This is a genomic window from Gracilibacillus dipsosauri (assembly GCF_003176895.1).
Taxonomy (GTDB): Bacteria; Bacillota; Bacilli; order Bacillales; family Amphibacillaceae; genus Gracilibacillus; species Gracilibacillus dipsosauri.
In genome coordinates, this window is record NZ_QGTD01000008.1 from 130,138 (window position 1) to 155,981 (window position 25,844).

The window sequence follows — 25,844 nt, forward strand, 5'->3', positions numbered from 1 at the left end:
AGGTGTATAAAAAATGCGAGCAAAAGTAGTTATCGTATTGTCGGTAATAGTGCTCTTGATCATTATTGGATTTGCATCATACGAAAAGCCGAAAGTGGTTAAGAATCATAGTCATAAGGAAACTGTGATAACAGAGAAGGAGTGATCGGAGTGAATTGGCAAAAACTATTAGAGATCCAAGGCGGACTAGATGAACATATAATCGATAGCAAAGGATTAGAAGGGCAGGAATTGCTAGATAAAAAGATTCTCGCTTTGCAAGTGGAGTTAGGGGAGCTTGCGAATGAGTGGAGAGGGTTTAAGTTTTGGAGTGATGACCAGGAGGCAAAAACTAATCAGTTTTGTTTGCACAAACTAGAATGGACTAACCCACTACTAGAAGAATACGTAGACTGTCTCCATTTTATTTTGAGCATCTCATTAAGTTTAGGAATTACTCACGAAGATATTGTCGTTGAGGATGATTTAACTGGGGAAACCGTAACTGAAACTTTCAACGAACTGTTTGGTTACATCACAGCATTATACACATTAAAAGAAGTAAATATTCCTGCATCAATAACATTCGATGATATACAAGCTTCCGTTAACGAATTAATAGAGTGTTTTGTTGGGCTAGGAGAGAAACACTTAGGGTTTAGTTGGGATGAGGTGGAAAAAGCCTACTTGGATAAAAATAAAATCAACCATGCTAGGCAAGAAAACGGATATTAGGAGCGGTTGAAATGAAGCCAAATAAAAGAGAATCTATCATCCAACAATTAAGCCTGGTAAGCGGATATAGCGAAACATACTATCATAAATTAACCGACCGTGAATTAAGAAAAGAAATGGAGCGGTACTATGGCCAAAACGATGGAAGAGAAGATCGATGAAAACCTAAGAGAATTTAAAAGGTACCAGCGACAGTTAAAACAAATAGCGGATGAAGATATTGTCACAAGAATCAATGTACTTGCTAAGCAACTAGTATTTATTGGTCGCTTAGCAAGCATCTTCTCCGAACATAGCAAACAACTTTACGCTTACCGAAAACAAGTACATACGGAGGCGTATTTAGCAGCTAAGAAACATAAACAACAGATGGCTGAAAAAGCTGTAATTCAAATCCGTAAAGAAGAAACAGAAGCATATGGCAATGCAAAGAAGTGGAACACTGCATTTATCACAACAAGAGAAGAAATCAATGCTCTCAAGTATAAAATAAAAATCAATTTAGCGGATGGTAGCAACTACACCAATTATTAATCATCACAGATTGCGAGGGATAATATGCAAGAATTAAAGATCACCAAGCCTACATTTAAGAAGGTAGAAGCGGAGTGGTTCAACTATAATAAAACATTGAATGAAATCAAATTATTAGAAGATGCCATCCTTTATCCTTTTGAAGAGGATCCGGATGATCCAACCATTGTAAAAGGTGCTAATTCAGTTCAAATGCCTGGCAATCCTACTGAGAGGGTTGCCACTAGGTTATCTACTCATAAACAATTAAGTTATTTGAGAGAGATTACTAGTGCGATTGAGACGGTATACAATGAGTCGCCAGATGAATATAAAAAACTAGTGCAATTAAGATACTGGAATAAAGGGACCAAACTTACATGGGATGGCATTGCTCTTAAATTAAACATCAGTGAACGACAAGCTAGAAGATGGAGGAATGAAATTGTTCAAGCGACTATAGAAGTATTAGGATGGCGATAAATGTCCGGATGATGTCCGTTTTGTGTTCCAATTAAGCTATATTATGTTAGTATCAAAATATTCCCAATTTTAAACTTTAGTCCGAATTTTTCAGGTGGATGCTTTTTGTATACAATGTAATTGAACTTTAAAATAACGAGTGTTCATACCCTTTTCATTGGGATTATGGGTAAAATGTCATTTTTATGTTAAAAAAGCAGGATTATGTTCCTTATTTGTCGAATAAATAAACAAAACAAATAGGGGGAATGACATGATATCTAATCATTTTAGACAAATAATAATACAACAATTTAATGACGACTACACCAGAGAAGAAGATTTTGTCATTAATACAGATAAGACCAGTAAGACCATTAAAATTCTATACAAATTTATTAGAGGCTATAAATTAGAGTTAAGTTTTGATTCTATCGCACAAGAGCTAATGAGTATTTCTTTCTCGCCCGGTTCAATTTTAGAACAACAAGAATATAGCCAAATTAAAACTTTGAATGAAGTTAGAAAAATCATTAGAGAATGGGTACGAAATATAAACTCTGAAATTGTATCTTCTCCGATAGTAAGGCAAATTAATGAACAGCAATCTAAGGTTAAGGAAATTGAAGGAATGTTTAATGATTTTGAAGATAGTAACTTTAACTCAGATGAAATAGATAAATTAAAAAATAAATTAGATGAGCTAGAGGAATCGTTAAAAAATAAAATTAATGAAGATAAGGATAAGGAGCAAGAAAATAGATTCATTATTAGAGAATTAGAAAAAGAAATTAAAACTTTAAAGACTCAGGTCGGAACATTAACTAAGAAAAATTGGTTATTATCTTTCTCGACTAAAATGTTTTTATTCTCTCAAAAACATCCAAAATTAACTAATTTCCTTGGTGTATCAGCATATAATTTTTTACCAGAGGATATCAAAAATGAAATTCCTGATGAATTTAAAAAGTTATTACCTATAAAAAAAGAAGAATAATTATAAAGACATCTCAAACGAGATGTCTTTATAATTTATCGCAGGATTTTCCTACTTTTTGTCGAAATTAATAAAAGATAAAGAGGTAGGAGGGTAAGTTAAAATGAAAGTATTTCTTAGTTGGTCAGGCAATGAAAGTAAACAATTAGCAGAGATTTTTAAGGATTGGTTACCCAATGTTCTGCAATATGTAGAACCGTATATGTCATCAAAAGATATTACTTTGGGTGAAAGGTGGAATAATAGTATTGCAGATAGTTTAGAAATTTCAGTTTTTGGCTTAGTTTTTGTAACACCATCAAATATTAATGCTCCTTGGTTAAATTATGAAGCTGGTGCTCTTTCAAAAACGTTAGAGTCAAGAGTTATTCCTATATTATATGAATCTGATGTTATGTTGTTAGAACAAGGACCACTAAAACAATTTCAATCAGCAACAGATTTAGAAAAAGAAAGCTTGTTAAGTTTGGTCAAAAGTATTAATAATAGTTGCGAAACAGGTAAACTAGACGAGTTAAGATTAGATAGAGCCTTTGAAATGTGGTGGCCAGATTTAAGTAAAAATATAAATAAGATAGAAAAGGCTGATCAAAACAATGAACTCGTACATGAACCAAGTGATAGAGAATTGTTAAGTAATATCTTCTCTAAGCTATCTGAGCAAGAAAGATTACTATCAAAAAATGCTAATGAATTTGTACCACTATTTGATATAAATAAAGTGATCAAAGAACTAAGAAATGTAGATATGTTCATAAGTCAAACAATTGAGCGACTACGCAAATTTGAGGCATATGATGATGAAATTTTGGAGCAACTAAGAAGTGCATCTATACATATTGACTTTTTATATGATTTGATAAGTGGGAAAATACCAAGGAGTAATGCCAAAAGAAATATAATTTCTAGAAAAGGTGTTGAGAGCAAATAAAATTTTTTGCATACTTTGTTATGTTTCTTTTTATAGATGTAATATGCATTCATTAAGACATTTCTTAACGAAATGTCTTTTTACTATGCATAAAAGGAGATGGGTAGAATGAAGAACGGATTTTTCTCTAAAGAAGCTATAAAGTATTTACAATCAAAGTATCCTCATGTAACGGAATCAATGTTCAATGGATTGCTAAGTATGTTTGGATTAGAAACTATTAAAAAATTATCTGATGTTAATGACAGTCTGCAGATTGCTGAAACAAGACATCTTCTTAAAATCCCAGAGCAAATTTCTAATGCGTTAGGTGTAGCAAGTGAAATTAATTTTCCAGATACAATAAGTGCAATATGTTATGTGCCTGAAAAGAGTATCGATGCAGTAGATGCTCTAACTTATGCTTATGAACACATGACTGATTATAAGAACAAATCTTTACTCACTATTGAACTGGATGATATTGATAGTGTTCCGAAGGTTTTTTATAAAGGTGAGAAGATAGAAAAAAAGGTCCATGTTTCATTTGATTATAAAACGAAAACTGGTAACCCATTTGAAGGCGGCAATGAAATTCATATTGAACATTTCACTGGCAAACGGCCGGACACTAGAACTATCAAACACAACAATAAAAGATGAACAATGCATGAATACAAAACCAAACAACAGAAGCGTAAATTCTATGACAGTAAAGAATGGAAACTACTAAGAGTAAAGGTTAAACAGCGAGACAACTACGAATGCCAGGAGTGCAAACGCAAAGGCAGAGTAACAATTGATACCAATGAGTACAGCGAATCTGCTAAGCGAAAGAAGATCATGTTGGTAGTTGACCACATCAAAGAGATTGAGGATTATCCTGAGCTTGCGCTTGATGAGGATAATTTAGAAACACTGTGTGTTACTTGTCATAACAAAAAGCATGGAAGGTATGTTGATTACTCGAAGTGGAGGAAGAAACCTAAGTGGGATGATGAATGGTGGTGAAAGAATTGGAAGTACAAGAAGCTTGCGAGACATTAGAAGATCTGTTGGAAAGAGAATCAAAAATTGATAATGGTCATTTAATGATGAAAGAATTTAATGCGCTGAACAAGTTGTTACTAGAAGCTACGGTTCATCTTGGATATAAGGTGCGGGAAGAAAATAAATAGTACCCCCCACCTAAAAAGTTTCGCGATTTTTTTGATCGGGGGCACCGGTGAAGGGGGACTCGACTAACCAGATTCAAACCAAAATTCTCACGTGAGGGGGGTGGGTGCATGTGACATTGAAATTTAGAACGGACGTGGGTATTGATAAAATCAAGGATTATCTGATGTCAAAGGTGGACACGAGTAGTCCAGTTGAAGTAGAAAAAGTCGGTAGGTACTTAAAGCATATTGAGATATATCGACGCATGGAAAAGAAAGTAAAAGCAGAGGGTGTTTCTATCACGGTAAGAAATGGGAGCCAATCATATGTGAAGTCGCACCCTCTTCTTGCTGAGATGAACAAAGTAAATGCATCTATTATAAATATCGAACGCTCTTTCCGTTTTCAAGGCGATGATGAAAATAAGAATAGCTATTCAGCAAATGATCTGCTATGAAAATAAATAAGCATGTTACGTTTTACATGAACCAGTACGATGCCGGCAAGATTAAAGTCAGCAAGTACGTGGTTCTTTTATTTACTTATTTAAAAAATTACGTCTTGAATCGTGACGATATTTATTTTGATGAAGTGACACATGAAAGATATATAGCTTTTACCGAAAAAAACTATTTTAAACTTATGCCATTCCAAAAGTTTATTACGGCATTTGTGTTTCTGTTTTACAAAGAAGATAATAATCCGTTTTTTGATCAGTTCTTTTTATATAAAGCAAGAGGTGCTGGTAAGAATGGTTTGATCTCATCACTCACACATTTTTTTATCAGTGATCTGCATGGCATTAAAAATTATAATGTGTCCATTGTGGCCAATAGTGAAGATCAAGCCAAGACATCCTTCAAAGAAGTTTATAATGCGATTGAACAAGATGGTAAAAAAGGTGTTTTGCAATCTCTGTTTTATCATACGAAATCAGAGATCGTCAGCCGAACTAATGGCAGTGAAATGCGTTACCATACATCTAATGCTAAAACAAAAGATAGTTTACGTGATGGTTGCGTCATCTATGATGAAGTGCACGAATATGAAGATTCAGCCATTGTTGATGTATTTACATCTGGACTTGGTAAGGTGAAACATTCGAGAGAATTCTTTATTACAACAGATGGCTTTGTTCGTGGTGGTTACCTGGATGATCTTAAAGAGCGCGCTATGAGTGTGCTTAAAGGCGAGGCACCAGAAGATAATCTATTTGTTTTTATGGCCACACTTGATGATGAAAAAGAGTTAGAGGATTACGATGCTTGGCAAAAGGCCAATCCAATGTTCCATGAGCCGATGAATGACTATGCTAAGGAACTTTTTAGAAAAGTGAAAAGACAGTATGTCACATTAGGTAACTCGAAACCAACGGCAAGAATACGCTTTATGACGAAGCGGATGAACTTTCCTGCTACCGATTTAACTGCTTCTGTAGCTACCTGGGAAGAAATATGGAGAACTGGTTTTGAAACAGGTCCAAACGATGATGAAAAGATATTACGGAAAATACCTGAATTAAAACATAGGGTTGCTGTAGGTGGTCTTGATTTTGCGAGCATTCGAGACTTTGCATCTGTGGGATTATTATTTAAGGTTGGCGAAGATTACATTTGGAAAACTCATTCTTTTGTCAGACGTGGTTTTTTGGATGCAGTAGATTTAAAAGCTCCCATTGAGGACTGGCACGAACAAGGATTACTCACCATTGTAGATGGTCCTGTTATCGATATAAAACATATTGTAGATTGGTTTGTTGCCATGCGAGAACATTACGGAGTGAATCGAATTGTTGCTGATACCTTTAGATTAGATTTAGTAAAGACAGCACTTGAAGCAGAAGGATTTGAATTAATTTATATCCGGAATCCCAAAGCTATTCACTCGCTACTTGCTCCTAGAGTCGAAACGTTATTTGCACAAAATCATATCATCTATGGCGATAATCCATTAATGCGTTGGTTTACTAATAATGTGTATGTCAAGATCAAAAAAGATGGAAATAAAGAATACTTGAAAAAGGATGAAGTGAGACGTAAAACGGATGGATTTCAGGCTTTCATTCATGCTCTATGGCAAGCGGATAACATCTTGGAGGATGATATCGATTTAGACGAATCATTGGATGCACTTGAAGCGCTGAATTTCTAAGAAGGAGGTGAGTACAAAAGGTGGGATGGATAGATAAAATATTGAGACGAAATAGCGAGCTTGAATCAATGTTTGATCTGGATTTAATTGACGAAACAAATCACAGGGCCTATTTAAAACAAATGGCCTTGGAAACCAACTTTAATTTTATAGGACGTACTATTAGCCAGTCAGACTTTAGGATTATGAAGGATGGCAAACGTCAGTTTGAAGATTGGCATTATCTTCTAAACGTGCGTCCCAATACTGATCAGACAGCTGCAAAGTTTTGGCAAGATTTTATTTATAAGTTGCTTGATGAAAATGAAGTTCTGGTCATTTTGACAGACAATAATGATCTATTAATAGCGGATGATTTTGACAGAATCGAATATGCTGTGTACCCAGATATATTTAGAAATGTCTCGGTAAAAGATTACACATTCCAACGCACGTTCCAAATGGATGAAGTAATTTATCTCACATATAACAATAAAAAGCTTGCTAAGTTTTTAAATGGTATGTTTCAGGATTTTGGCGATTTGTTCAGTCGTATGATTGAGATTAGTATGAGAAATCATCAAATTAGAGGGACGGTTGATGTAGAAGCCACAGGGAAACTTGATGAGAAAAGCCAAAGCAGGTTGCAAGAATTCATTGATAAACTCTTTCAATCTTTCAAGAAAAACACGATTGCTCTTGTGCCGAAATTAAAAGGTTTTAATTATAATGAGGTTTCTAAAGGAGATGGTAAAGGGCAATCAGTTGATGAAATTACAAAGCTTAAAAAAACCTTAGTCGACGAGGTTGCGAATATACTTGGTATTCCTGCTGCCTTGATCCATGGAGATTTAGCAGAATACGAAACAAGTTTAAAAGCTTATATAAAGTTTTGCATCGGTCCATTGATCAAAAAAATATCGGATGAATTAAATGCAAAGCTAGTTGAAAAAGCGGATTACTTAAAAGGTGACAGAATCGAGGTGAGGGGAGTGGTCGAGAAAAGTGTGATTGAAAATGCAGAAGCAGTAGACAAGCTTGTTGCCAGTGGTGCTTATACACGTAATGAAGTACGTGAGAAGTTTGGTGATGAACGTTCAGATGATCCAGAACTTGATAAATTTGTCATCACTAAAAACTATGAATCTATTGAAGGAGGTGAGACCTGATGCCATATAAGCTGAAAATTAAAGGTACCATTGTATCTGATGACATTGCGTGGATTTATGAATTGTTCGATATAGATCATACGTCTCCAAGAATGGTGGAAACTGCTCTTGAAAATGCGAATGGTGATCACTTAGAAATACTTATCAATAGTCCAGGAGGATCTGTTTTCGATGGTTCAGAAATATACTCAACTATAAAAGATTACTCTGGCGATTCTACGGTTAAAATTGTTGGAATTGCAGCGAGTGCTGCCTCCGTAATTGCTATGGCTGGGAAAAAAGTAATGATGGCACCTACTGCACAAATGATGATTCATAATGCGAGTACATTTTCCAGTGGCGATTATAGAGAAATGGATAAAACATCTGATTTCTTAAAGAATGTTAATCAAACAATCGCAAATGCTTATAAAATCAAAAGTGGGAAGACAGATGAAGAGTTACTGTCCATGATGGATGATGAAACGTGGATGACAGCTCAACAGGCGATGGAACATAATATGATTGATGAAATTATGTTTGATGATAGTTACCAAACAGTAGCAGCTGTAGACTCAGTTGTATTACCGAAACAAGTCATTGACAAAGTTAGAAGTCAAGGCGGACTGAACAAACCTACCAATACAAAAAATGCCATTGATGAGGAAATCGTAAAACAAATGCTTGCTGATTTTAAAGAAGAAATTATTAACGAATTGCAACCAAATAACCAACAAACGAAAGCGCCGGTAAATAAGAAACCGAAGCGCTTTTTATAATGAAAAAAATTAGGGAGGAATAAAGCATGACAATTAAATTAAAAGGTAAAATGGAAAACTTTGAAGAGAAAAAGACAGCTTATATGTCTGTTGTAAAGAACGAGGAATCTACACCAGAGCAACATGAAACGGCTTTTAATGAAATGTTTACAGCTTTACAAAATGACTTAACTGAGAAAATTTCTGCTGAAGCTCGAAATGAAGTGCATGATGCCCAGATATTAGCTGCTCGTGGTCAAAACGTTCTGACTTCAAAAGAACGCAAATTTTTTAACGAGGTTGTGGAGTTTGGTGGGTTTGATGAAGATTCTATCTTACCAATAACTACACAAGAAAGAGTATTTGAGGATTTAGTTAAAGCTCATCCATTGTTGGAATCAATTGGATTACAAGACTTAGGAGCAGTCACTCGCTTCATTAAATCAGACCCTACAAAAGCATACGCTTGGGGAGCATTGTTTGGTGAAATTAAAGGACAGGTTGGTGCAGCATTCCGAGAAGAACAAATTGGACAATTGAAACTTACAGCATTTGCGGTCATTCCTAAAGACATGTTGGAGCTGGGACCAGAGTATGTAGAACGCTATGTTCGTACTCTATTAGTTGAGTCTTACTCCGTAGGGCTAGAATATGGTTTAGTAAACGGTCGTGGGCCATCTCAAAACGAACCGATTGGTCTAATGAAAAACGTTTCTGAAAATGGAGCAGTTACCACAAAAACTTCATCTGGTACATTAACTTTCGCTCCTTCTGAAAAAGGGGAAGTTGTAGCAGGTGAATTGCACGATGTCATCCAAGCCTTGTCTACGGATGCAAAAGGGAAGGCACGCAAGGTGCTTAATAAAATTGTGATGGTTGTTAATCCAACGGATGCTATTAGTGTACAAGCTAGAAATACCATCCAAACTGCTAACGGACAATGGGTAACATCACTTCCTTACAACATTAAAACAGTTGAATCAGAAGAAATACCTTCTAAGAAAGCACTTTTCTTTGTTCAAGGGAAATATCTTGCTGCAGTAGCTGGTGGTTACAAAACAAATAAATTTGACCAAACATTGGCGATTGAAGATGCCATGCTTTACACTATCAAGCAGTTTGCAAATGGGAAGCCCGAAGATAATAAAACAGCTTTACTTTACGATTTAAACATTTCTTTCAACGGTGGCGGTACAACCACCACAACTAGCTCTACAACAAGTACAACCACTAGCGCATAATGAGGTGATGTGATTGCAAGAAATCACACAGGAAATTGTAGAAGAGTATAAAGAACGAAATCACATAACTCACAATGAGGACGACAATTTAAAAAGATTGTTGTCCTTTTCTGTTTCTGCTATAAGGAGTAGTTGCGGTGAGTTTGATATCTACGGAACTACGGATATCGATAATAGTGCAAAGGAATTGGTGTTCGAGCGTACTCGATATGCGTACAATGATGCGGTCGAGTTTTTTGAAGATAATTTCCTTAGTGAAATAACGGGATTAGCATTAGACATTGAAATGAAGCGTATGGAAAATGCGACTACCACCACAACGACAACAACAGGAGGTGGTTAAGGTGAGACCCTTTAAATACAAACCACCTCGTGTACATTCGGGTGAATTACGAACGCCTATATCCTTTTACAAGTATGTACCTAAAAAGGGACCCGAGCCAGGGGAAGTAGAAGAAAAAATCCTTTATAATGCTTGGGCAAAAATCGATGAAGTATGGATGAAAGATTTGGAGCTTGCCAAGTCGAATGGCACATTGTCAGACATCACCATCACCATACGAGATCCATTACAGGAATATATACCGACTGATAAGCACTATATCTCCATCGATCATCCTCAGTATAAAGGCAATCGATATAACGTGAAGCATGTTCAACCAGATCCGCAGAACAATCGATTTATTAACGTAATAGCGAGGTTGGTTACATGAGCGTGAAAATAAAAGGATTACCAAAACTATTGGCCCAACTCGAGCAAAAACTTGGTCAGCAGGCTTTGCAACGAATCAGCGACAAAGCTTTAATAGAGGCTGCCAATGAATTTGTGAAAGTTTTAAAACAAGAGTTCGAGAAATTTAAAGATACAGGAGCTAGTATTGAGGAGATTACCATTACAGGACCTTATTGGGAAAATGGTGTCCGAACGATTAAAGTGCATTGGCGTGGACCAGATGGTCGGTATCGGATCATACACCTTAATGAGTGGGGAACCATTAACAATCCTAATCCAGCTGGTAAAGGAGCTATCGCAAGAGCTTTGAAAAATAGTGAGAAGGCATATGGTGATGCGGTGAAAAAAGCATTGAAGGGTGGTCTGTGATGGATATTTTAGATGAAATTTATGAGGCTTTAATTGCTGATGCATATATTAAAGAGCAAACCTTAGGTCGCATCAAGTTTTATGAATATCCGGAAACAGGGGATGTTGATAACCCCTATATCGTGATTGACCCTATTGATACACCGACACCTAGCCAGTACGCAGATGACCAATGGACAAAGCTAGATTTCTTACTGCAGATTGATATTTGGAGTCATAATAGGAAATTAACCGAATCAATTGCTGACAAGGTTCGTGATGTCATGTGGGATACATTCGGTTTTGCTCAACGTGCAGGACCAAAAGAATATGATCAAGGAGTATTCCGTGATGCCAGAAGGTATCGCGGTTCTTTGTATAGAGAAGATTTTAATAATTTATAGGAGTGATAAGAATGACAGAAGAAAAGAATTATCGTGCATCCACTGGTGTGGATGAGTTTTTCTATGGAGAAGTGGGAGATGGCTTAACAGCTGATGCAATTGAACGAGTGAAGTTTTTGCAAAACATTAATGTTGAGATGCCACAAGAAATTGTACGTGCTTATGGAGATAACACTACTGCCGAAATGGCCGTTTCTAGTGGTAACACTTCTGTTACTTCCCAATTTCATAAAATTCCACTAGAGGATAAAACGAGATTGTTAGGATGGGAAAAGTCTGCAGATGGATTGACAGGCTCAGGGTCTAGTGATAATCCACCATATGTTGCAGTAATCTTTGCGAAAACGTATGAAGATGGTCATAGAGAGTATGTGGGGCTACCAAAAGGGATGTTTACCCGTCCTGCAATTACTGGAGCAACTAAAGGAGAAAGTGTTGAATTTTCTAGTGAGGAAATAGTAGCTCAATTTATGGATCGTGAAGTTGATGGATTTGAAGAAGATCATTCTGTCGTTTTTGCTCAAGATCCAAAAGGTGAAACCACACAACGTGATTTATTATTTCAAAAGATTTTTGGACAACCATATCCAACAACGACAACTACTACTTCTAGCACGACGACATCTACGACAGTCGGAGCATAATAAAGGATGAAATATATACTTTGTCAGCCTGCTATATTACGTTTTAAGTGGGAACTAGAAGTGTGCATTACTAGGTTGCAAAAATTAGGGATACAAGACATTATCCTCTTGTTTACGCAAGGGGATGCTGATATTCCTGAATATTTCAAGGATATGGGGTGTGAAGTACATGTTTATCCAGATAATCGAACAGATAAGTCCTATATTCCGTCCATCAAACCCTATTTATGGATGATGTATCTAGAAGAAGATTCATCTAGAGAAAATGGATCTTATTTTTATTTAGACAGCGATGTGTTGTTGAGGGAAATTCCAAAAGTGAGACCGACCAAAAAAATGTGGTATGCATCGGATTGCACAGGTTACATTGGTAATCAATATATCGATAGCAAGGGAGATCGTTTGCTAGAAGATATGTGTAGGGCGATTGGAATAGATCATCTATTTATTAGAAAAAAAGATCCAGTTGGTGGTGCACAATGGGCGATTAAAAATCCTTCTTATGCATACTGGAAAAAGGTATACCAAGATTCGATTACGCTTTATAAGCTTCTGGACCAATCCAACACGGATATTCAAAAATGGACAGCGGAGATGTGGGCGCAACTTTGGAACGTCTATCATTTCGGTATTGATGTTAAAGTTCCTGAAGAAATGAACTTTTCTTGGCCAACAGATCCAGTGGAGAGATATTATGAAACAAAAATATTCCATAATGCCGGTGTAGTGGATGATCATCCATCTTTATTTTTTAAAGGGAAATATGTGAATCATACTCCGTTTGAGGATGACCTATCATATGTTAACCAGGAGAAAGCATCGATAAAATACGTGGAGGCAATTAAGGAGGTGCGACCATTGGCTAAAGCAAAGTATATTGTTTTGGAAAGTTTCCTAGATTTAGAAGAGGACAAGGAATATGAAAAGGATAAGCCATTTCCAAGACCGGCTAATAAAAAAATCAGACAAGAAAGACTGGATGCATTAGCTTCCTCTAACAATAAAGCAGGCAGACCATTAATTAAAAAGATTGAAGAGTAGGGTATTACATCCTGCTCTTTTTATATTTAGGAGGAATGATCAACATGGCAAATTTGAAACGAAACATGCTAGAACTAGTGAAAAATCCGGAAGGAGTATTAAAAGGTGACGAACCCGAGATTGAAAAAGTATGGACCCCTGCTTTCATCCCTTTACGTGTAGCGAGAAACGCTATCGAAGTGTGGCATGAAGTGGAGACAGATAAAACCATGTCGGAAGCAGATAAGTTTGATAAAATTGCAGACTTTGTAGCCAATGAAGTATTTGCCGGGAAAATCACAACCGATGACATCTACAACCGTCTCCATGCTCCAGGTGGGCAAGACGTATTAAAACAACAACTTATCTTCGTGGCACAGGGACAACAAAGCGATGATACAAAAAACTACTTGGCGAAGAAAAATTAACGGATGAGGATTTTTCTATCGCCAAGCAAGCGGAGTATTTAGATAAACTCGTCCTTAAACTAACCCAGCAAGGTAAGGATATCAACGAAGTATTAGATATGCCCATTCATTACGTTGTTCAGCTGATGAAAGATAAAAATAAACCACGAGAAGAAAAGTCGCTTATTGCTGCTTTTGGTGGTTAAGAAGGGAGGAAAATAAACATGGCTGAAAGAATCGAAGGTCTCTCCATTGAACTAGATTTAGAGACGATGAAGGTCAACTCCGGTCTAAAGGATTTAAAATCCCAATTGACCGTTGTTAACAGTGAAATGAAAGCCAATATGTCTGCTTTTGATCGAAGTGATAAGTCTATTGAAAAATACGAAACTAGACTCCAAGGTTTGAATAAGAAGCTCGAACTCCAAAAATCTATTGTAGAGAGTGCTCGAAAAACCTATGACAAAATGGTCAAGGAACATGGGGAAGGATCCAAAGAAGCGCAAAAGGCAGCCAAAGAATATAACAATCAATCGGCATCTTTGCAAAACTTACAGCGATATATAGGGCGAGTAGAAGATGATCTTGCACAGCTGAGAGAAGAACAGCGGATTGCCAATTCCAATTGGACGAAGATGGGGAATCAATTAGACAAGGCTGGTAACAAAATGAAAGCCTTTGGAGACAAAGTGTCCAGTGTGGGTAATGCTTTGTCTACCACTGTCACCCCAGCTGTCTTAGGGATGGGTACAGCTGCAGGATTAGCCGCATCAAGCTACGAGGATTCCGCAGTAAGAATCCAAAATTCCTTGGGTCTAACTGCAGAAGAAGCTAAGGAATTAACGGATATATCTCGTAATATTTATAAAAACGGTTTTGGCGAAAGTGCGGATCAAATTGACCATGCTTTACTACAAGTCAAACAGAATATCAGAGACCTGAATAAGGAAGATTTAGAGAGCATTACAGAAAAAGCTTTTCTCTTAGCGGAAACCTTTGAATCCGATGTGAACGAGGTCACCAGAGCCGGCAATAATCTCATGAAAGGTTTTGGTATTGAAGCAGATGAAGCCTTTGATTTGATGGCTAGAGGGGCACAAAATGGGCTTAATTTTAGTAATGAAATGTTTGACAACCTAAGTGAGTATTCCACTCTATTTGGAAGTATGGGTTTCAGTGCAGAAGAGTATTTTGAATTGTTATCTAACGGTATGGAAGCTGGGGCATACAACCTGGATTATATCAACGATGTAATGAAAGAATTCCAGATCCGTGTAAAAGATGGTTCCGATACTACAAAGGATGCCATGGGGCGACTGTCCAAAGATACGCAAAAGGTTTGGAAAGAGTTTTTGAAAGGCAATAAAACCGTCAAAGATGTATCGAATGCCATCCTAAAAGAATTAGAAGGCATGGACGACCAAGTCAAAGCGAATGAAATTGGAGTCGAACTTTACGGCACGAAATGGGAAGACCTTGAAGCCGAGGCTATGTACTCGCTTGGTGGTATCGGTGAAGGTCTAGAAGATGTGGAAGGCGCCATGGATGACATGACCAAGAATGCGGAAAAATCCATTTCTCGGCAATGGAAGTCTACTTGGCGAGAAGCAAAGTCCGTATTACTACCAGTTGGAGAAACGCTTCTTGATTTTACAAGAGAAGTGCTTCCTGATGTCCAAGAAGGCGTAGAGGATGTAACCGAATGGTTTTCCGAACTCGACGAAGAAGGTAAAAAGAACATAGTCATGCTGGGTGGTATAGCTGCAGCTGCAGGACCTGTTTTATCCATTGTTGGTGGCCTTAGCACGGGTATTGGTGGATTGATGAAGATAACTGGTGGATTATCCAAAGTTATAGGTGTTGCAGGCGGAAAAGGATTGCTTGGGCGTATAGGTCTCATGGGTATTACTGGTGGACCTGTTGGTTTGGCTATTGCTGGTGTTACAACTTTAGGTGGTGTAGTCTATACCCTTCATAAAAATTCGCAAAAGTCTAATGAAGAAATTTTAAATTCTATTCAAGCAAGAAAAGAAGAGATTGAATCATTAGACGGATTGATTAATCAGTATGAAAAATTAAAAGAAAAGAATAAGCTATCCACTGATGAAATGTTGCGATATATGGATATCGCTACCGAACTAAAGGATGCTAAAACAGAAGAAACAATTAGAAAATTAAAAGATGAACAAGCAGAATTACTTAAAAAGTCCACTCTAACTAACAAGGAAATGAAAGACTTCCTAAAATTAAACGATGGAATAGTCGACAAGACTCCTACCACAGTGCAAGCTATTTCAGAGCAAAGGAATGCTTATGTAGGTGTTCTAGATAAGGTGAAAGAATTAAATCAAGCTGAGAGAGAACGATTAACAGCTGATACTTATCAAGCTTTAACAAGCGGACTAGAAGAACAAAAGAAAAATTTAGAAGAACAACGAGAAATCCAAAGTGAAATCAAAAACCTAGAAGGTGAAAGATCTTTAGTTTTACAAGACTTTTTAGGAATTAGTGACCAAATAAGGGAAAAGGATCAAGAGATTGCTAATATTAAAAGTCAAATCAAATTAGCTGATGAAGAAGAGGCAATAAGATTAAGTGAAAAATTAGTCAAATTGGAAGATGAAAAGGCTGGTCTAGATGCTATACGGGAGAAACATGATCAAGAAATTGGCAAATTAGACGTTAAGCTAGAAAAGAAGCAAGAATCACTAAACAAAAATAAAAAGGAAATTGAGGATTTTGAAAGAATCGCTGGGGAATATGAGGCCTTAATTCTAAGTCAAGTAGGACTTAATAGTGAAAGAGGAAAAGGTCTTGAGGTCTTAGATCAAGAAATTGGAAAACATATAAAAATTAGAAATGGCTTAAAAGATCAAAAAGATGCAGGAGAGTTGACAACCCAAGAATACAACAAGCGAGTACGAGAGGCGCAAAATGAGATCGATAAATTGCGAGGTGCAAAAGGAGCCTTAGAAGATGTCAATAAGGTAGCGGGCTTAGATGTATATAGTAAGAGAATAACTGGTGCACATAAAGAAGGATTAAAAATAGATGAAGTAAAAAGAAAAGCTAATATCACCAATAATATTCTAGGTGAAGATATTGATAAAGATGTTAATGTTGATGACCATGGTACTGCTGACAAGGTGCATGATGAGGCTACCAAAAAAGGAAAAAAGAACGTTGATGTGAGTCTAGCAAGACAAAATAGCATTTGGGATATAGTCCCTAATGTTATTGATGTTGGCGTTAATTTTATTAGTAAAACACTAGGATTTGCTGATGGTACTGATTCACACCCGGGCGGTGTATCTTGGTTAGGGGAAGAAGGTCCAGAGTTAGTAAAACACGGAAACAAATGGGCGATGGCTGACTTTGGTTTATATAACGTACCAAAAGGTGCCCAAGTATTTACCAATGATGAAACCAATAAAATGGTCACATCCTTATTTGAAGTGCCGAAGTATGCTGCAGGTATAAGCCCAATCGGTGAAGCAGACAGAATCGTAAATACTTTAAGCAATAATCCGTTTAACAAACTATTAGCTCTGCTAGGGAAGCAAAGTGAAGTCTCCAGTCAAACTACTAGATCCACTACTGTAGTGGATTATACAAGGGATTTACTTAATGCAACCTTAGAACAAAACAGGTTACTAGCTGAAATATTGGCCAAGGATACCAATCCTGTCATAGATGCTAGATCACTAGGGAAAGGACTAGAGCCTGTGATATCAGAAGTACAAAATAGAAAACAGAAGGTGAGGGAGAAATTTGGCGTATGAATCGATAACATTTAACGGAATGAGAAAAGACTGGCTATATATTGAGCGTGGCCGAAAAAAACCTCCCTTTGCTGCTAGAAGACGAAATTTATTAACCGTACCTGGTTATCCAGGAGGCTATTTAAGATCAACAGACATAGAGCCATTACCGATAGATCAACCAGTAGGTTTTCGGATTAAGGATGATGCGGATGCATTGGCGAAAAAGGATGAATTAGCGGAATGGCTTTTGACAGATAAACCAGTACCATTAGAATTTGATGATGAACCTGGTCGTATTTATTTTGCCGTGGTGCAGAATACCCTAGATGACTTTGAAAAGATGGCTGTATTACGGAGTGGTACGATTCAATTTTTATGTCCGGATCCATATGCTTATGGACCAGAAATGCAATTCTCTGCCCCATCTGATTATTTTAATATTAGAAATGATGGTACTGCAGAAGCGGAGCCTGTTTTTGAGTTGGAGGTAAAAGAGCCAGTAACCTTTGCTATGATACAGAATCAATTCAATGAATATAACATGATTGGCAGACCAACTGAAGTAGATAATACCACGTATAAAAAGTTTGAAAGGGTATTTTATTCAGATGGTGATACCTTGAATGGCTGGACAACGGCGAATGCTGGAGAGGTTTATGGTGATATTATGGGACAAATGGCTGTTGGAGGGAATACTCGATTTCAACCATCTTCCTATGGTTCCTCTACTATTGGCTGGCATGGACCTGCCATCAAAACGAGTTTACCAGAAGCTTTACAAGATTTTCGAATGCAAACATGGATTAGCATGTACAACAAAGTAAGCCCCAATCTATTAGGCAAGATTGAATTGTACTTATTAGATGTCAATGGAAATATTGTAACAAGAGTCGGTATGATGGATGGCTCTGCAAAGATGGCGAATATGTACGGACTCGCAAGAGCTTATTCCGGGGAAAGTTATCACACGTTTATCTATGAACCGGGGGATCAACCTGGGAACTGGAATGATTTTGCAGGCGTTCTTCGTATACAAAGAAGCGGGAATAGATGGTATGCGTATTTTGCTAAAACAGACACGACAACCGGTAGACATCATACCAGAAGATCCGTTTTTTGGACAGATTATCATAACATTTTTACGGATAGAGTGGCACAAATCGTGGTTTATATAGCTGGATATAAAACATACCCGACTCCCAATGCTTTGGGGGTTTATTCGCTTAGTGTAGATAAAATTAATCAACAAGCCGAAGGGATTCCTTATATCGCAGATGTGGGAGACATTATCACATTTGACCATACACAAAATGGCCAAGTCTATATCAATGGGGAGCCTTATGAAGACAATAATTTAGGAGCCGATTACTTTACCTTAAAAAAAGGGGATAATCAATTAGTCGCGTTACCAGACAGTGCCTTTCACATTTCGGGCAAATATCGAAGGCGCTTTTTATAACCTTCCCTTACAACGGAGAATCGAGGTGAGAACATGTCGCAGATATTTATCACAAATGAACAAAAAGAAGAAGCACTTGGCCATATTCGTTATCGAAATGTGCTATCTAACAGCCATAAAAAATCGTTAGAAGATGGAAGTGAAACCTTTGAATTTGTAACCTATGCTGATCAACCCTATTCCTCTTCGCTTGAAGGAATGAACCGAACGATCATTCCAGGAGAAGATGGGGAGTTTTTAGAATTTATCATCTACGAAGTGCAGGAGGATCGACTAGAAAGCCGGCTTGAGGTTCATGCTTATGCTAGTTATGTGGAATTAATAAAAGCAAAATCTATTCTACCACATACTACACTAGCCTTATCTGCAGAAGATCATGCAACTGAAGCGTTAAGTGGGACAAGATGGCAGGTTGGAATTATTGCTTTTAATGGTGTTCGAACCATTGTGTTCGAAAATTATACCAATCCATATGCCTATCTAAAAAAAATAGCTTCTGAATTTGACCTAGAATTAAACTTCCGAGTGGAACATGTGAATGGAAAAATCACAGGTCGATATGTAGATTTAGTGGAGAAGGTAGGCGAGTGGCGAGGTCGAAGAGTCGAATTTGGGAAAGATTTATTAGGATTGAGACGAATTGAAAATACGGACAATATTGTCACTGCACTACGAGTATTAGGTCCAATTGATACAGAAGGAAATCGACTGCAGATTATTGTCGAAGATGAAGATGCTCTTCAACGGTGGGGAATTGATGGGCAACACATCATCGACACGTATGAACCGCAAATAACCAATACAGAAAGTGTTACTGTCGATAGATTAAAAGAGTTAGGGGAAAGGGAACTTTCTAAGCGAATCAACGCTAGTGTAACGTATGAAGGAACCATAGCCGATCTAGAAAAGGTACCGGGATTGGAACATAAAAAAATTCGTTTTGGAGATACAATACAGATCAAAGATACTAGCTATGAACCTGCTCTTTATTTAGAAGCAAGAATCTTTTTTCAAGACCGAGACATCACCGATCAAGCACAGAAACAAGTCCGTCTAGGAGATTTTATTGAATACACAGAAGAAGAAGTCAATGCTATTTGGAAATCACTGCAGGAACAGATAAGACAAAAAATCGGCATGTCTGAGCTCGAAGAAGTGACGTATACCAAACCTCAAATAGATGGCAAAGACGATGCTGTTAGAGAAGAAGCCTCTAAGGATGCCCAAGCTAAAACAGTCGAAGGCTATTTAAATACCGTTAACGCTGAGAAAGAAGCAGTTGATAAGCGCTACTTAGCGATTTATTCTAGCCCTTACTTAAATGGAACTGCTAAGTCAGAATTACAAAATGCTAAGATCGACTACAACACGAAATACACAGCGTTGGTTGATGAGATCAACAGAGCTACAGCAGACGGAGAAACGACACCTACGGAAAAATCAACCGTAGACGCAGCGTTCAATAATTATCGGAACTCGATGGGCGTGTTCTTTGACAAATTCGAAATTGCCAACGACTTCATTACGCAAACAAAAGCGCAAGAAGCCGAGAATAATGCGAATAGTCATACGGATCAAATTAAGCAACAGTTAGACGCGGAGTTACTCGAAAAAGCCGGACTAGAGTACGTTGACGAGCAATTAACGTTTAAGGCAGATAGTGACGTAGTTAATACGATTAATAATACGGTAGACAATTTACAACAATTAGTTGATACGCATAGTGACGAGCTGGAAGAACAAGGCGGAAAAATTACGACAGTTGAAACGGAATTAGATGACGTAGAAGGGAAGTTAAGCGTTGCCATTACCGATTTGAGTACGTTAGAAGGTACAGTCAGTAGCCAAGGCACACAGATTGATGCGAATACTAAGGCGATTAGTTTTAAAGCAGAGCGCAGTGAATTAGAAACGCTAGAAGGTAACGTCACTAACCTAAGTAATGAAGTCGGAGAATTAACTATATCTTATAACGGAATCTCTGCGGAAGTAAGTGACTTAGAAGCGACTGTTGACGGTCATACTGTGGCGATTTCTGATCACACGTCTAGTATTAATGTGTTATCTAACGAGATAAACAGTAAAGTAAGCGAAACGTATGTTGATAATGCGATTGCGGATATTGAGATCGGCGCTCGGAATCTAGCTCCTTTATCAAGTATTGGTTCATGGGGTACTGGAGGATTTACTCGAAACAACTACCAATTCACATTAAGTGGAATGAATTCGGGATTATATATACATGAAGATCAATACGAGCCGGTTACTGAATACGTTATGTCATTTAAAGTAAAGAAAACTTCAGGTTCAGTTCATACAATGGCCGGACATTCAAATGTTGCAGATGCCTCAAAGACGAAAGTATATAGGGATGGTGTACTTGTTAGGGCAGGTAATTGGTCGGTCGGTGATCAGAGCTATCCAAATGACAATGGTGAGTATGAGTATATGATTAAATTCACTACAAGGAGTGATATAGGCACTTCTAACGATAGAATGTATATCCAACCCAATAGAAGTGAATATGACCAAGAATTTACTGTTGTGGTATGGGATTTGCAACTTGAAAAAGGTAATAAAAAGACACAATGGCAACCAGCTCCCGAAGACGTACAATCCAATATCGACTCCGTATACTCATACGCTGAGTCCGAAATTACGCAACTATCCACCGAAATTCAATCGAAAGTAGGCAAAACAGAGTTCGATAACCTTACCGGTCGAGTAAGTTCGGCAGAATCGACGATCACCCAACACAGTAACCAAATCGCTACTAAAGTCGAAGAGGATGGCGTTATATCTGCAATTAACCAAACGCCTGAATCGATTAGGATACAAGCATCTAAGTTAAACTTAGTTGGTGCCGTTACGGTGTTGTCGGATATTACCGGTAAGCTAGGAACGATTACTGCTGGAACAATTAACGGGGTTACTATCAATGGATCTACTCTTAATTCAAGAGTCGACTCTAATAATTATACAACTATCGAAAACAACAGCATCCATTCAGAAGGCATTTATTATAGTGATTGGGCAAAAGGCAACCAAAAAGGTGTTTTTGATGTTAATGATGGGTTAATTACCATGAAATCCGGATCAACAAATCTCTCGACATACGGCCAAGCTCAAATCAGTCAATTTGGGTTAGCGGTAGAACATTATAATAATGGTAATTTAAATAAGGGAACATATATTAGTCCAGATGGTATCGGTTTTAATAATTGGTGGGATAGCTCACCTACTTCAATAACAAGTGGAGGAAGTGTGTTCCTTGGGACTAGCTTCGCTGATAGTTTGCAACTTACTGCACAGGGGAGAGTATTTGCAGATAGCTTCGTCGTTTCGAGTGGTTACTTTGAAGTTGCTTCTTACAGTCGATCTTCATATGGAACAGGTGCCATGCAGTCCTATTATGATGCTAATGCTAAAGAATGGAAGATACTAGGAAGGACTTCAACTTATGGAAGTACAGGCATAACCCTAAGAATGATTAGTGGAAACGTACATGTTGAAGAACTTCTACGTGTAGACGGTGATATTAGGTCAGCAGGATATAGCAGAGGATGGGGGTCTAACAACGTATACCTGCAACCTTCCAGTTCGGGCAGTGTTTTAGTTACATCTAATGGTTATAACGGTGGTAGACCCAACTATAGGCCTATTACTGCTTCCTCATTCACAAATGGTTCTTTGGAAGAGTATAAACAGGATATAAGAAAGCTTGACTTAAATGCATCAGAATTAATTAATCAAGCGACTATTTATGAATATTATTTAAAGTCCGACGTTATGAATGGCGTGTATAAACAAAGGTATGGGTTAATAATCGGAGACGGTTACAACACGCCTCAAGAAGTCGTAGATGGGGATGGGGTGGATCAATATGCGATGAACAGTTTAAGTTGGAAGGCTATCCAAGAGTTAATGGATATAACAGATGGCCATGCGGATGACATTAATTTTCTCAAAATGGAAAATCAATATTTAAAAGGAAAAGTAAAAGAATTGGAGGCAAAAATAGCATGAAACTAGCGATTGAAAATATCAAATTATCCGGTGTGATTAGTGTATTAGATCAATTGGAATTGAAAGGTTTGCAGTCTGTGCATCGTACTCGATTAGCGAAACAACTTATCGAAAAACTAAAACAAGCTGCAGAGGAAGAAAAGAAATTGAAAGAAAGCTACGCCATTAAAGATGAAGAAGATCAACCGATTATCGAGGATGGCAAATATAAGTTTGAAGATGGAGACGAAGAAAAACTCAAGAGAGATTTAGAACATTTCCATAAAGAAACAGTGGTCATTGAGAGTGGGGATTTCCCAACTTATCTGAAGTCTGTGAAAAAGGCATTGGAAGATTCACAAGTAGAATGGCAAGGGCAACAAGCCTATGATTATGCTTATCTCTATGAGGCTTTTGAGGGAGGTGAAGAATAATGGTGATCAATATCACATCTGTTAATATGCGGTATGCAGAAGGGGCGTTAGAGTCTGTCCAAGTACATTTCAATGGTCACAATGAAGAACGAACCATTAACATTAATGGATATATTCCACTTACTGCTGCACAGTATAGCGGAAATGAGTCTGTCGCATCTCTACAAGGGCTAGTTAGACAAGAAGTAGCGAATAAAATAACACAGGATCCTAACGCTGCATAGCGTTATTTTTTATGTCGAAATCGACGGGGATAGGTTAAGGAAGGACTATCCCCTAACTGCACAATATCATTCACATGATGGTAATCTAGCGCCAAATGAGGCGTATTTTTTATGCAGGAATTTCCTTCTTTTTGTCGAATAGGTAGATAGAAGGGAGACATTATTAATGACTATTTTAACTTCAGTAGCTGTAAAAGATGGTATTGTATTAGCAGCAGATAGCAGGGTAACTTTTACGGAAAAAAATCAGTACGGAGACATTATTAGCAGATACGTTGAAAAGGATAATGAATATAAACTGTTCTTCAGCAAAGAGAGAAACATAGGGATTGGATATCACGGAAACACTCACATCAACTTAAAGCCAGTGTCTGGGATTTTGATGGAGTATGTTCATAATTCTATTAGTATAAATCAAACAGTTGAAGAAGTGAGCAAAGAATTACACGAATTACTTAAAACATATAACAAAGCAGATATTTGTTTTATGATATGTGGATACGACGATACTAATACCCCTAAAATGTTTGTTTCTTGCAAGGACAATTATGTTAGAAAAAATAGTGAGCAATACCCATATATTGCTATATGGGAGGGAGATCATACAGCGGTTAGTACTAAGTTCTCTCGCTATTTTCCATTTGAGAAATACTCCCTCGTAGAAGGAATTGATTTTGCAGAAAAGATTATAGAGCACGCTATAAAATATGAAAATCAAAATGGCTACAACCCATGTGGTGGTCCTGTAGATGTTTTGGTTATTACAAACAGAAAATCTTATTTTCACCAAATTAAATAGTGTTAAGTAAGCATCTCAATAGAGGTGCTTTTTTAATACCCAAAAAAGATAGAGGGGGTCAAGCATGACAGTAGAGCTTGGAATATTACTTTCCATTGCATCAATCATTATTGCGTATTTAGGCTACCAACTAAATAGGCAGAAGCAGCAGACCAAGCAACAAGAAAACATAAAAAATGATGCCACAAGAGAGGCTGTTATTGAAACAAAGCTAGATAATATTAGTAATGGTGTCGACAATATTAGAATTGATCTTCGAGCAAACGAAAGACAAATTGGCGCACTTGGAGAAAGAGTAACAAGGGTAGAAGAATCCGCTAAACAAGCACATAAACGATTAGATTCAATCAGTCCAGATAAGGGCTGATTTTTTATTACTTTAAAGGAGGTGAGACACATGGATAAAGGAACAATCGTAAGAACCATTTTATTAGCCATCACGTGGATTAATATGATTCTAGCAAATTACGGTTTGAATGAAATTCCTGTTATAAGTGAGGATGTTATTTCTCTTGTCTTAGCTGGAATTGCTACCGTATGGGCATGGTTTAAAAACAACTATCTATTGTTAAAGGGTAGAAAACAAAAAGTAGCATTAGAACGTGAAGGATTGAAATAAGTAAGGATGCTACATAAATGTGGTATCCTTTTTCTATTTTATAAGGAGGCAGAACAAAATGGGTAAGGTATCATTAAATACTTTAATCGATAGATCAAAAAAGAAATTCGGCAGTGGCTTACATCCAGTAGTCAGAGAATCCACAATAGAATTAATCAAGAGGGCATATAATGAAGGTGTCCGTATTCAAATTAGTGATGGTTTTAGAAGCTTTGCGGAACAAAACGAATTATATGCAAAGGGTAGGACAAAATCTGGTAGCATTGTAACAAATGCTCGTGGTGGCCAAAGCTATCATAACTATGGTTTAGCAGTTGATTTTTTCTTAGTATCTGCAGATGGCAAAAAAGCCATCTGGAACACCAGAGTGGACCTTGATAAGGATGGAAAACGTGACTGGATGGAAGTAGTAGCGATTGCGAAGCAATTAGGATTTGAGTGGGGCGGAGATTGGTCAAGCTTTCCGGATTATCCTCACCTGCAGATGAGTGGTAGATTATCCATCTCACAATTACAAGCTGGTAAACGACCAAACCTAAAATCTAAAGTAGGTGGATCCAGTAAGCCTAGTACACCTACCCAGCCATCGGGCAATAAAGCTAACTTAAAAGTGGATGGTTATTGGGGAAGAAATACAACTAGTGCATTACAAAAGGCATTAGGTACTCCTGTAGATGGTATTATTAGCAACCAATCCAGAAATAGCATTACTACCCAAATATCTGGAGTACGATATGGTAATGGCGGTAGTGCTATGGTGAGATCGTTGCAGAAATTAATCAATACAAAAGTGGATGGTTATCTTGGACCACAGACGATTAGTGCATTGCAAAATTACCTGGATACACCTATTGATCGGAAAATTAGTAAACCATCCTTGATGGTTACAGAAATGCAAAAACGTTTGAATGCTGGTACGTTTGTAAAATAGTATAAATAATATATTGATGATG

Annotated in this window: 32 protein-coding genes; all 32 read left to right on the forward strand. The window is 37.3% G+C overall.

Translation table 11 applies throughout. The annotated features are described in order from the left end of the window. Positions 1-13 precede the first annotated feature (13 nt). The 32 genes from DLJ74_RS20900 (at position 14) to DLJ74_RS07705 (ending at position 25,822) form a co-directional block, all read left to right on the forward strand. Positions 14-145, forward strand: a complete 132-nt coding sequence (locus DLJ74_RS20900; RefSeq protein ID WP_281269911.1) for a hypothetical protein — start codon at positions 14-16, stop codon at positions 143-145. A 5-nt stretch (positions 146-150) separates the two neighbouring features. After that, positions 151-714 (forward strand): dUTP diphosphatase, encoded by a 564-nt coding sequence (locus DLJ74_RS07570; RefSeq protein WP_109984018.1) that lies wholly within the window; start codon positions 151-153, stop codon positions 712-714. A gap of 11 nt (positions 715-725) precedes the next feature. After that, on the forward strand, positions 726-875 hold the full coding sequence (locus tag DLJ74_RS20405; RefSeq protein ID WP_181397464.1) for a hypothetical protein: 150 nt from the start codon (positions 726-728) through the stop codon (positions 873-875). Next, positions 844-1,248, forward strand: coding sequence for a hypothetical protein (locus DLJ74_RS07575; RefSeq protein WP_245902295.1), 405 nt, complete (start codon positions 844-846; stop codon positions 1,246-1,248). Before DLJ74_RS20405 ends, DLJ74_RS07575 begins: the two co-directional genes overlap by 32 nt. Before the next feature lie 24 nt (positions 1,249-1,272). Further along, positions 1,273-1,710 (forward strand): transcriptional regulator, encoded by a 438-nt coding sequence (locus tag DLJ74_RS07580; RefSeq protein ID WP_109984019.1) that lies wholly within the window; start codon positions 1,273-1,275, stop codon positions 1,708-1,710. A gap of 253 nt (positions 1,711-1,963) precedes the next feature. Continuing rightward, on the forward strand, positions 1,964-2,686 hold the full coding sequence (locus DLJ74_RS07585; RefSeq protein WP_109984020.1) for a hypothetical protein: 723 nt from the start codon (positions 1,964-1,966) through the stop codon (positions 2,684-2,686). 103 nt (positions 2,687-2,789) lie between these two features. Beyond that, a complete protein-coding gene (locus DLJ74_RS07590; protein WP_109984021.1) occupies positions 2,790-3,617 on the forward strand; it encodes a toll/interleukin-1 receptor domain-containing protein in 828 nt (275 codons plus the stop codon). A 108-nt stretch (positions 3,618-3,725) separates the two neighbouring features. Beyond that, a complete protein-coding gene (locus DLJ74_RS07595; protein ID WP_109984022.1) occupies positions 3,726-4,259 on the forward strand; it encodes a hypothetical protein in 534 nt (177 codons plus the stop codon). Positions 4,260-4,262: 3 nt separating this feature from the next. Beyond that, positions 4,263-4,607 carry an HNH endonuclease gene (locus DLJ74_RS07600; RefSeq protein WP_109984023.1) on the forward strand — a complete coding sequence of 115 codons (345 nt, stop codon included), beginning with the start codon at positions 4,263-4,265 and terminating at the stop codon, positions 4,605-4,607. Further along, positions 4,601-4,774: a hypothetical protein gene (locus DLJ74_RS20410; RefSeq protein WP_181397465.1), complete on the forward strand. Its 174-nt coding sequence runs from the start codon at positions 4,601-4,603 to the stop codon at positions 4,772-4,774. The genes DLJ74_RS07600 and DLJ74_RS20410 overlap by 7 nt, the downstream gene beginning before the upstream one ends. 110 nt (positions 4,775-4,884) lie before the next feature. After that, a complete protein-coding gene (locus DLJ74_RS07605) occupies positions 4,885-5,211 on the forward strand; it encodes a P27 family phage terminase small subunit (protein WP_245902296.1) in 327 nt (108 codons plus the stop codon). Further along, positions 5,208-6,905, forward strand: a complete 1,698-nt coding sequence (locus DLJ74_RS07610) for a terminase TerL endonuclease subunit (protein ID WP_109984024.1) — start codon at positions 5,208-5,210, stop codon at positions 6,903-6,905. The genes DLJ74_RS07605 and DLJ74_RS07610 overlap by 4 nt, the downstream gene beginning before the upstream one ends. Before the next feature lie 20 nt (positions 6,906-6,925). Next, on the forward strand, positions 6,926-8,053 hold the full coding sequence (locus DLJ74_RS07615; RefSeq protein ID WP_109984025.1) for a phage portal protein: 1,128 nt from the start codon (positions 6,926-6,928) through the stop codon (positions 8,051-8,053). Beyond that, positions 8,053-8,811 carry a head maturation protease, ClpP-related gene (locus DLJ74_RS07620; RefSeq protein ID WP_109984026.1) on the forward strand — a complete coding sequence of 253 codons (759 nt, stop codon included), beginning with the start codon at positions 8,053-8,055 and terminating at the stop codon, positions 8,809-8,811. Before DLJ74_RS07615 ends, DLJ74_RS07620 begins: the two co-directional genes overlap by 1 nt. 26 nt (positions 8,812-8,837) lie before the next feature. Continuing rightward, positions 8,838-10,031, forward strand: a complete 1,194-nt coding sequence (locus tag DLJ74_RS07625) for a phage major capsid protein (RefSeq protein ID WP_109984027.1) — start codon at positions 8,838-8,840, stop codon at positions 10,029-10,031. A 13-nt stretch (positions 10,032-10,044) separates the two neighbouring features. Continuing rightward, on the forward strand, positions 10,045-10,374 hold the full coding sequence (locus tag DLJ74_RS07630) for a hypothetical protein (protein WP_109984028.1): 330 nt from the start codon (positions 10,045-10,047) through the stop codon (positions 10,372-10,374). 1 nt (position 10,375) lies between these two features. Then, positions 10,376-10,744, forward strand: a complete 369-nt coding sequence (locus tag DLJ74_RS07635) for a head-tail adaptor protein (RefSeq protein WP_245902297.1) — start codon at positions 10,376-10,378, stop codon at positions 10,742-10,744. Then, positions 10,741-11,133, forward strand: a complete 393-nt coding sequence (locus DLJ74_RS07640) for a hypothetical protein (protein ID WP_109984030.1) — start codon at positions 10,741-10,743, stop codon at positions 11,131-11,133. The genes DLJ74_RS07635 and DLJ74_RS07640 overlap by 4 nt, the downstream gene beginning before the upstream one ends. Next, positions 11,133-11,516, forward strand: a complete 384-nt coding sequence (locus tag DLJ74_RS07645; protein WP_109984031.1) for a tail completion protein gp17 — start codon at positions 11,133-11,135, stop codon at positions 11,514-11,516. The genes DLJ74_RS07640 and DLJ74_RS07645 overlap by 1 nt, the downstream gene beginning before the upstream one ends. Positions 11,517-11,527: 11 nt before the next feature. Next, positions 11,528-12,160: a major tail protein gene (locus DLJ74_RS07650; RefSeq protein ID WP_109984032.1), complete on the forward strand. Its 633-nt coding sequence runs from the start codon at positions 11,528-11,530 to the stop codon at positions 12,158-12,160. A 6-nt stretch (positions 12,161-12,166) separates the two neighbouring features. Beyond that, positions 12,167-13,201, forward strand: a complete 1,035-nt coding sequence (locus DLJ74_RS20730) for a hypothetical protein (protein ID WP_109984033.1) — start codon at positions 12,167-12,169, stop codon at positions 13,199-13,201. A 44-nt stretch (positions 13,202-13,245) separates the two neighbouring features. Continuing rightward, positions 13,246-13,608 (forward strand): phage tail assembly chaperone G, encoded by a 363-nt coding sequence (gene gpG / locus DLJ74_RS07660; protein ID WP_054859136.1) that lies wholly within the window; start codon positions 13,246-13,248, stop codon positions 13,606-13,608. Positions 13,609-13,625: 17 nt separating this feature from the next. Beyond that, complete coding sequence (gene gpGT, locus DLJ74_RS21020; protein ID WP_425454576.1) at positions 13,626-13,793, forward strand: phage tail assembly chaperone GT; 168 nt, start codon at positions 13,626-13,628, stop codon at positions 13,791-13,793. A gap of 18 nt (positions 13,794-13,811) precedes the next feature. Continuing rightward, positions 13,812-17,369: a phage tail tape measure protein gene (locus DLJ74_RS07665; RefSeq protein WP_109984034.1), complete on the forward strand. Its 3,558-nt coding sequence runs from the start codon at positions 13,812-13,814 to the stop codon at positions 17,367-17,369. After that, on the forward strand, positions 17,359-18,810 hold the full coding sequence (locus tag DLJ74_RS07670; RefSeq protein ID WP_109984035.1) for a distal tail protein Dit: 1,452 nt from the start codon (positions 17,359-17,361) through the stop codon (positions 18,808-18,810). The genes DLJ74_RS07665 and DLJ74_RS07670 overlap by 11 nt, the downstream gene beginning before the upstream one ends. Positions 18,811-18,843: 33 nt before the next feature. After that, positions 18,844-22,836 carry a phage tail spike protein gene (locus DLJ74_RS20735; RefSeq protein ID WP_245902298.1) on the forward strand — a complete coding sequence of 1,331 codons (3,993 nt, stop codon included), beginning with the start codon at positions 18,844-18,846 and terminating at the stop codon, positions 22,834-22,836. Then, entirely contained in the window at positions 22,833-23,249 is a 417-nt protein-coding gene (locus tag DLJ74_RS07680; protein ID WP_109984036.1) for a DUF1617 family protein, read from the forward strand. The genes DLJ74_RS20735 and DLJ74_RS07680 overlap by 4 nt, the downstream gene beginning before the upstream one ends. Further along, positions 23,249-23,473: a hypothetical protein gene (locus DLJ74_RS07685; protein ID WP_109984037.1), complete on the forward strand. Its 225-nt coding sequence runs from the start codon at positions 23,249-23,251 to the stop codon at positions 23,471-23,473. Before DLJ74_RS07680 ends, DLJ74_RS07685 begins: the two co-directional genes overlap by 1 nt. 166 nt (positions 23,474-23,639) lie before the next feature. Then, a complete protein-coding gene (locus DLJ74_RS07690) occupies positions 23,640-24,272 on the forward strand; it encodes an Ntn hydrolase family protein (protein ID WP_109984038.1) in 633 nt (210 codons plus the stop codon). A 64-nt stretch (positions 24,273-24,336) separates the two neighbouring features. Further along, on the forward strand, positions 24,337-24,639 hold the full coding sequence (locus tag DLJ74_RS07695; protein WP_109984039.1) for a hypothetical protein: 303 nt from the start codon (positions 24,337-24,339) through the stop codon (positions 24,637-24,639). 30 nt (positions 24,640-24,669) lie between these two features. Beyond that, entirely contained in the window at positions 24,670-24,891 is a 222-nt protein-coding gene (locus DLJ74_RS07700) for a phage holin (RefSeq protein WP_109984040.1), read from the forward strand. A gap of 58 nt (positions 24,892-24,949) precedes the next feature. After that, positions 24,950-25,822, forward strand: coding sequence for a M15 family metallopeptidase (locus DLJ74_RS07705; protein WP_109984041.1), 873 nt, complete (start codon positions 24,950-24,952; stop codon positions 25,820-25,822). Positions 25,823-25,844 lie beyond the last annotated feature (22 nt).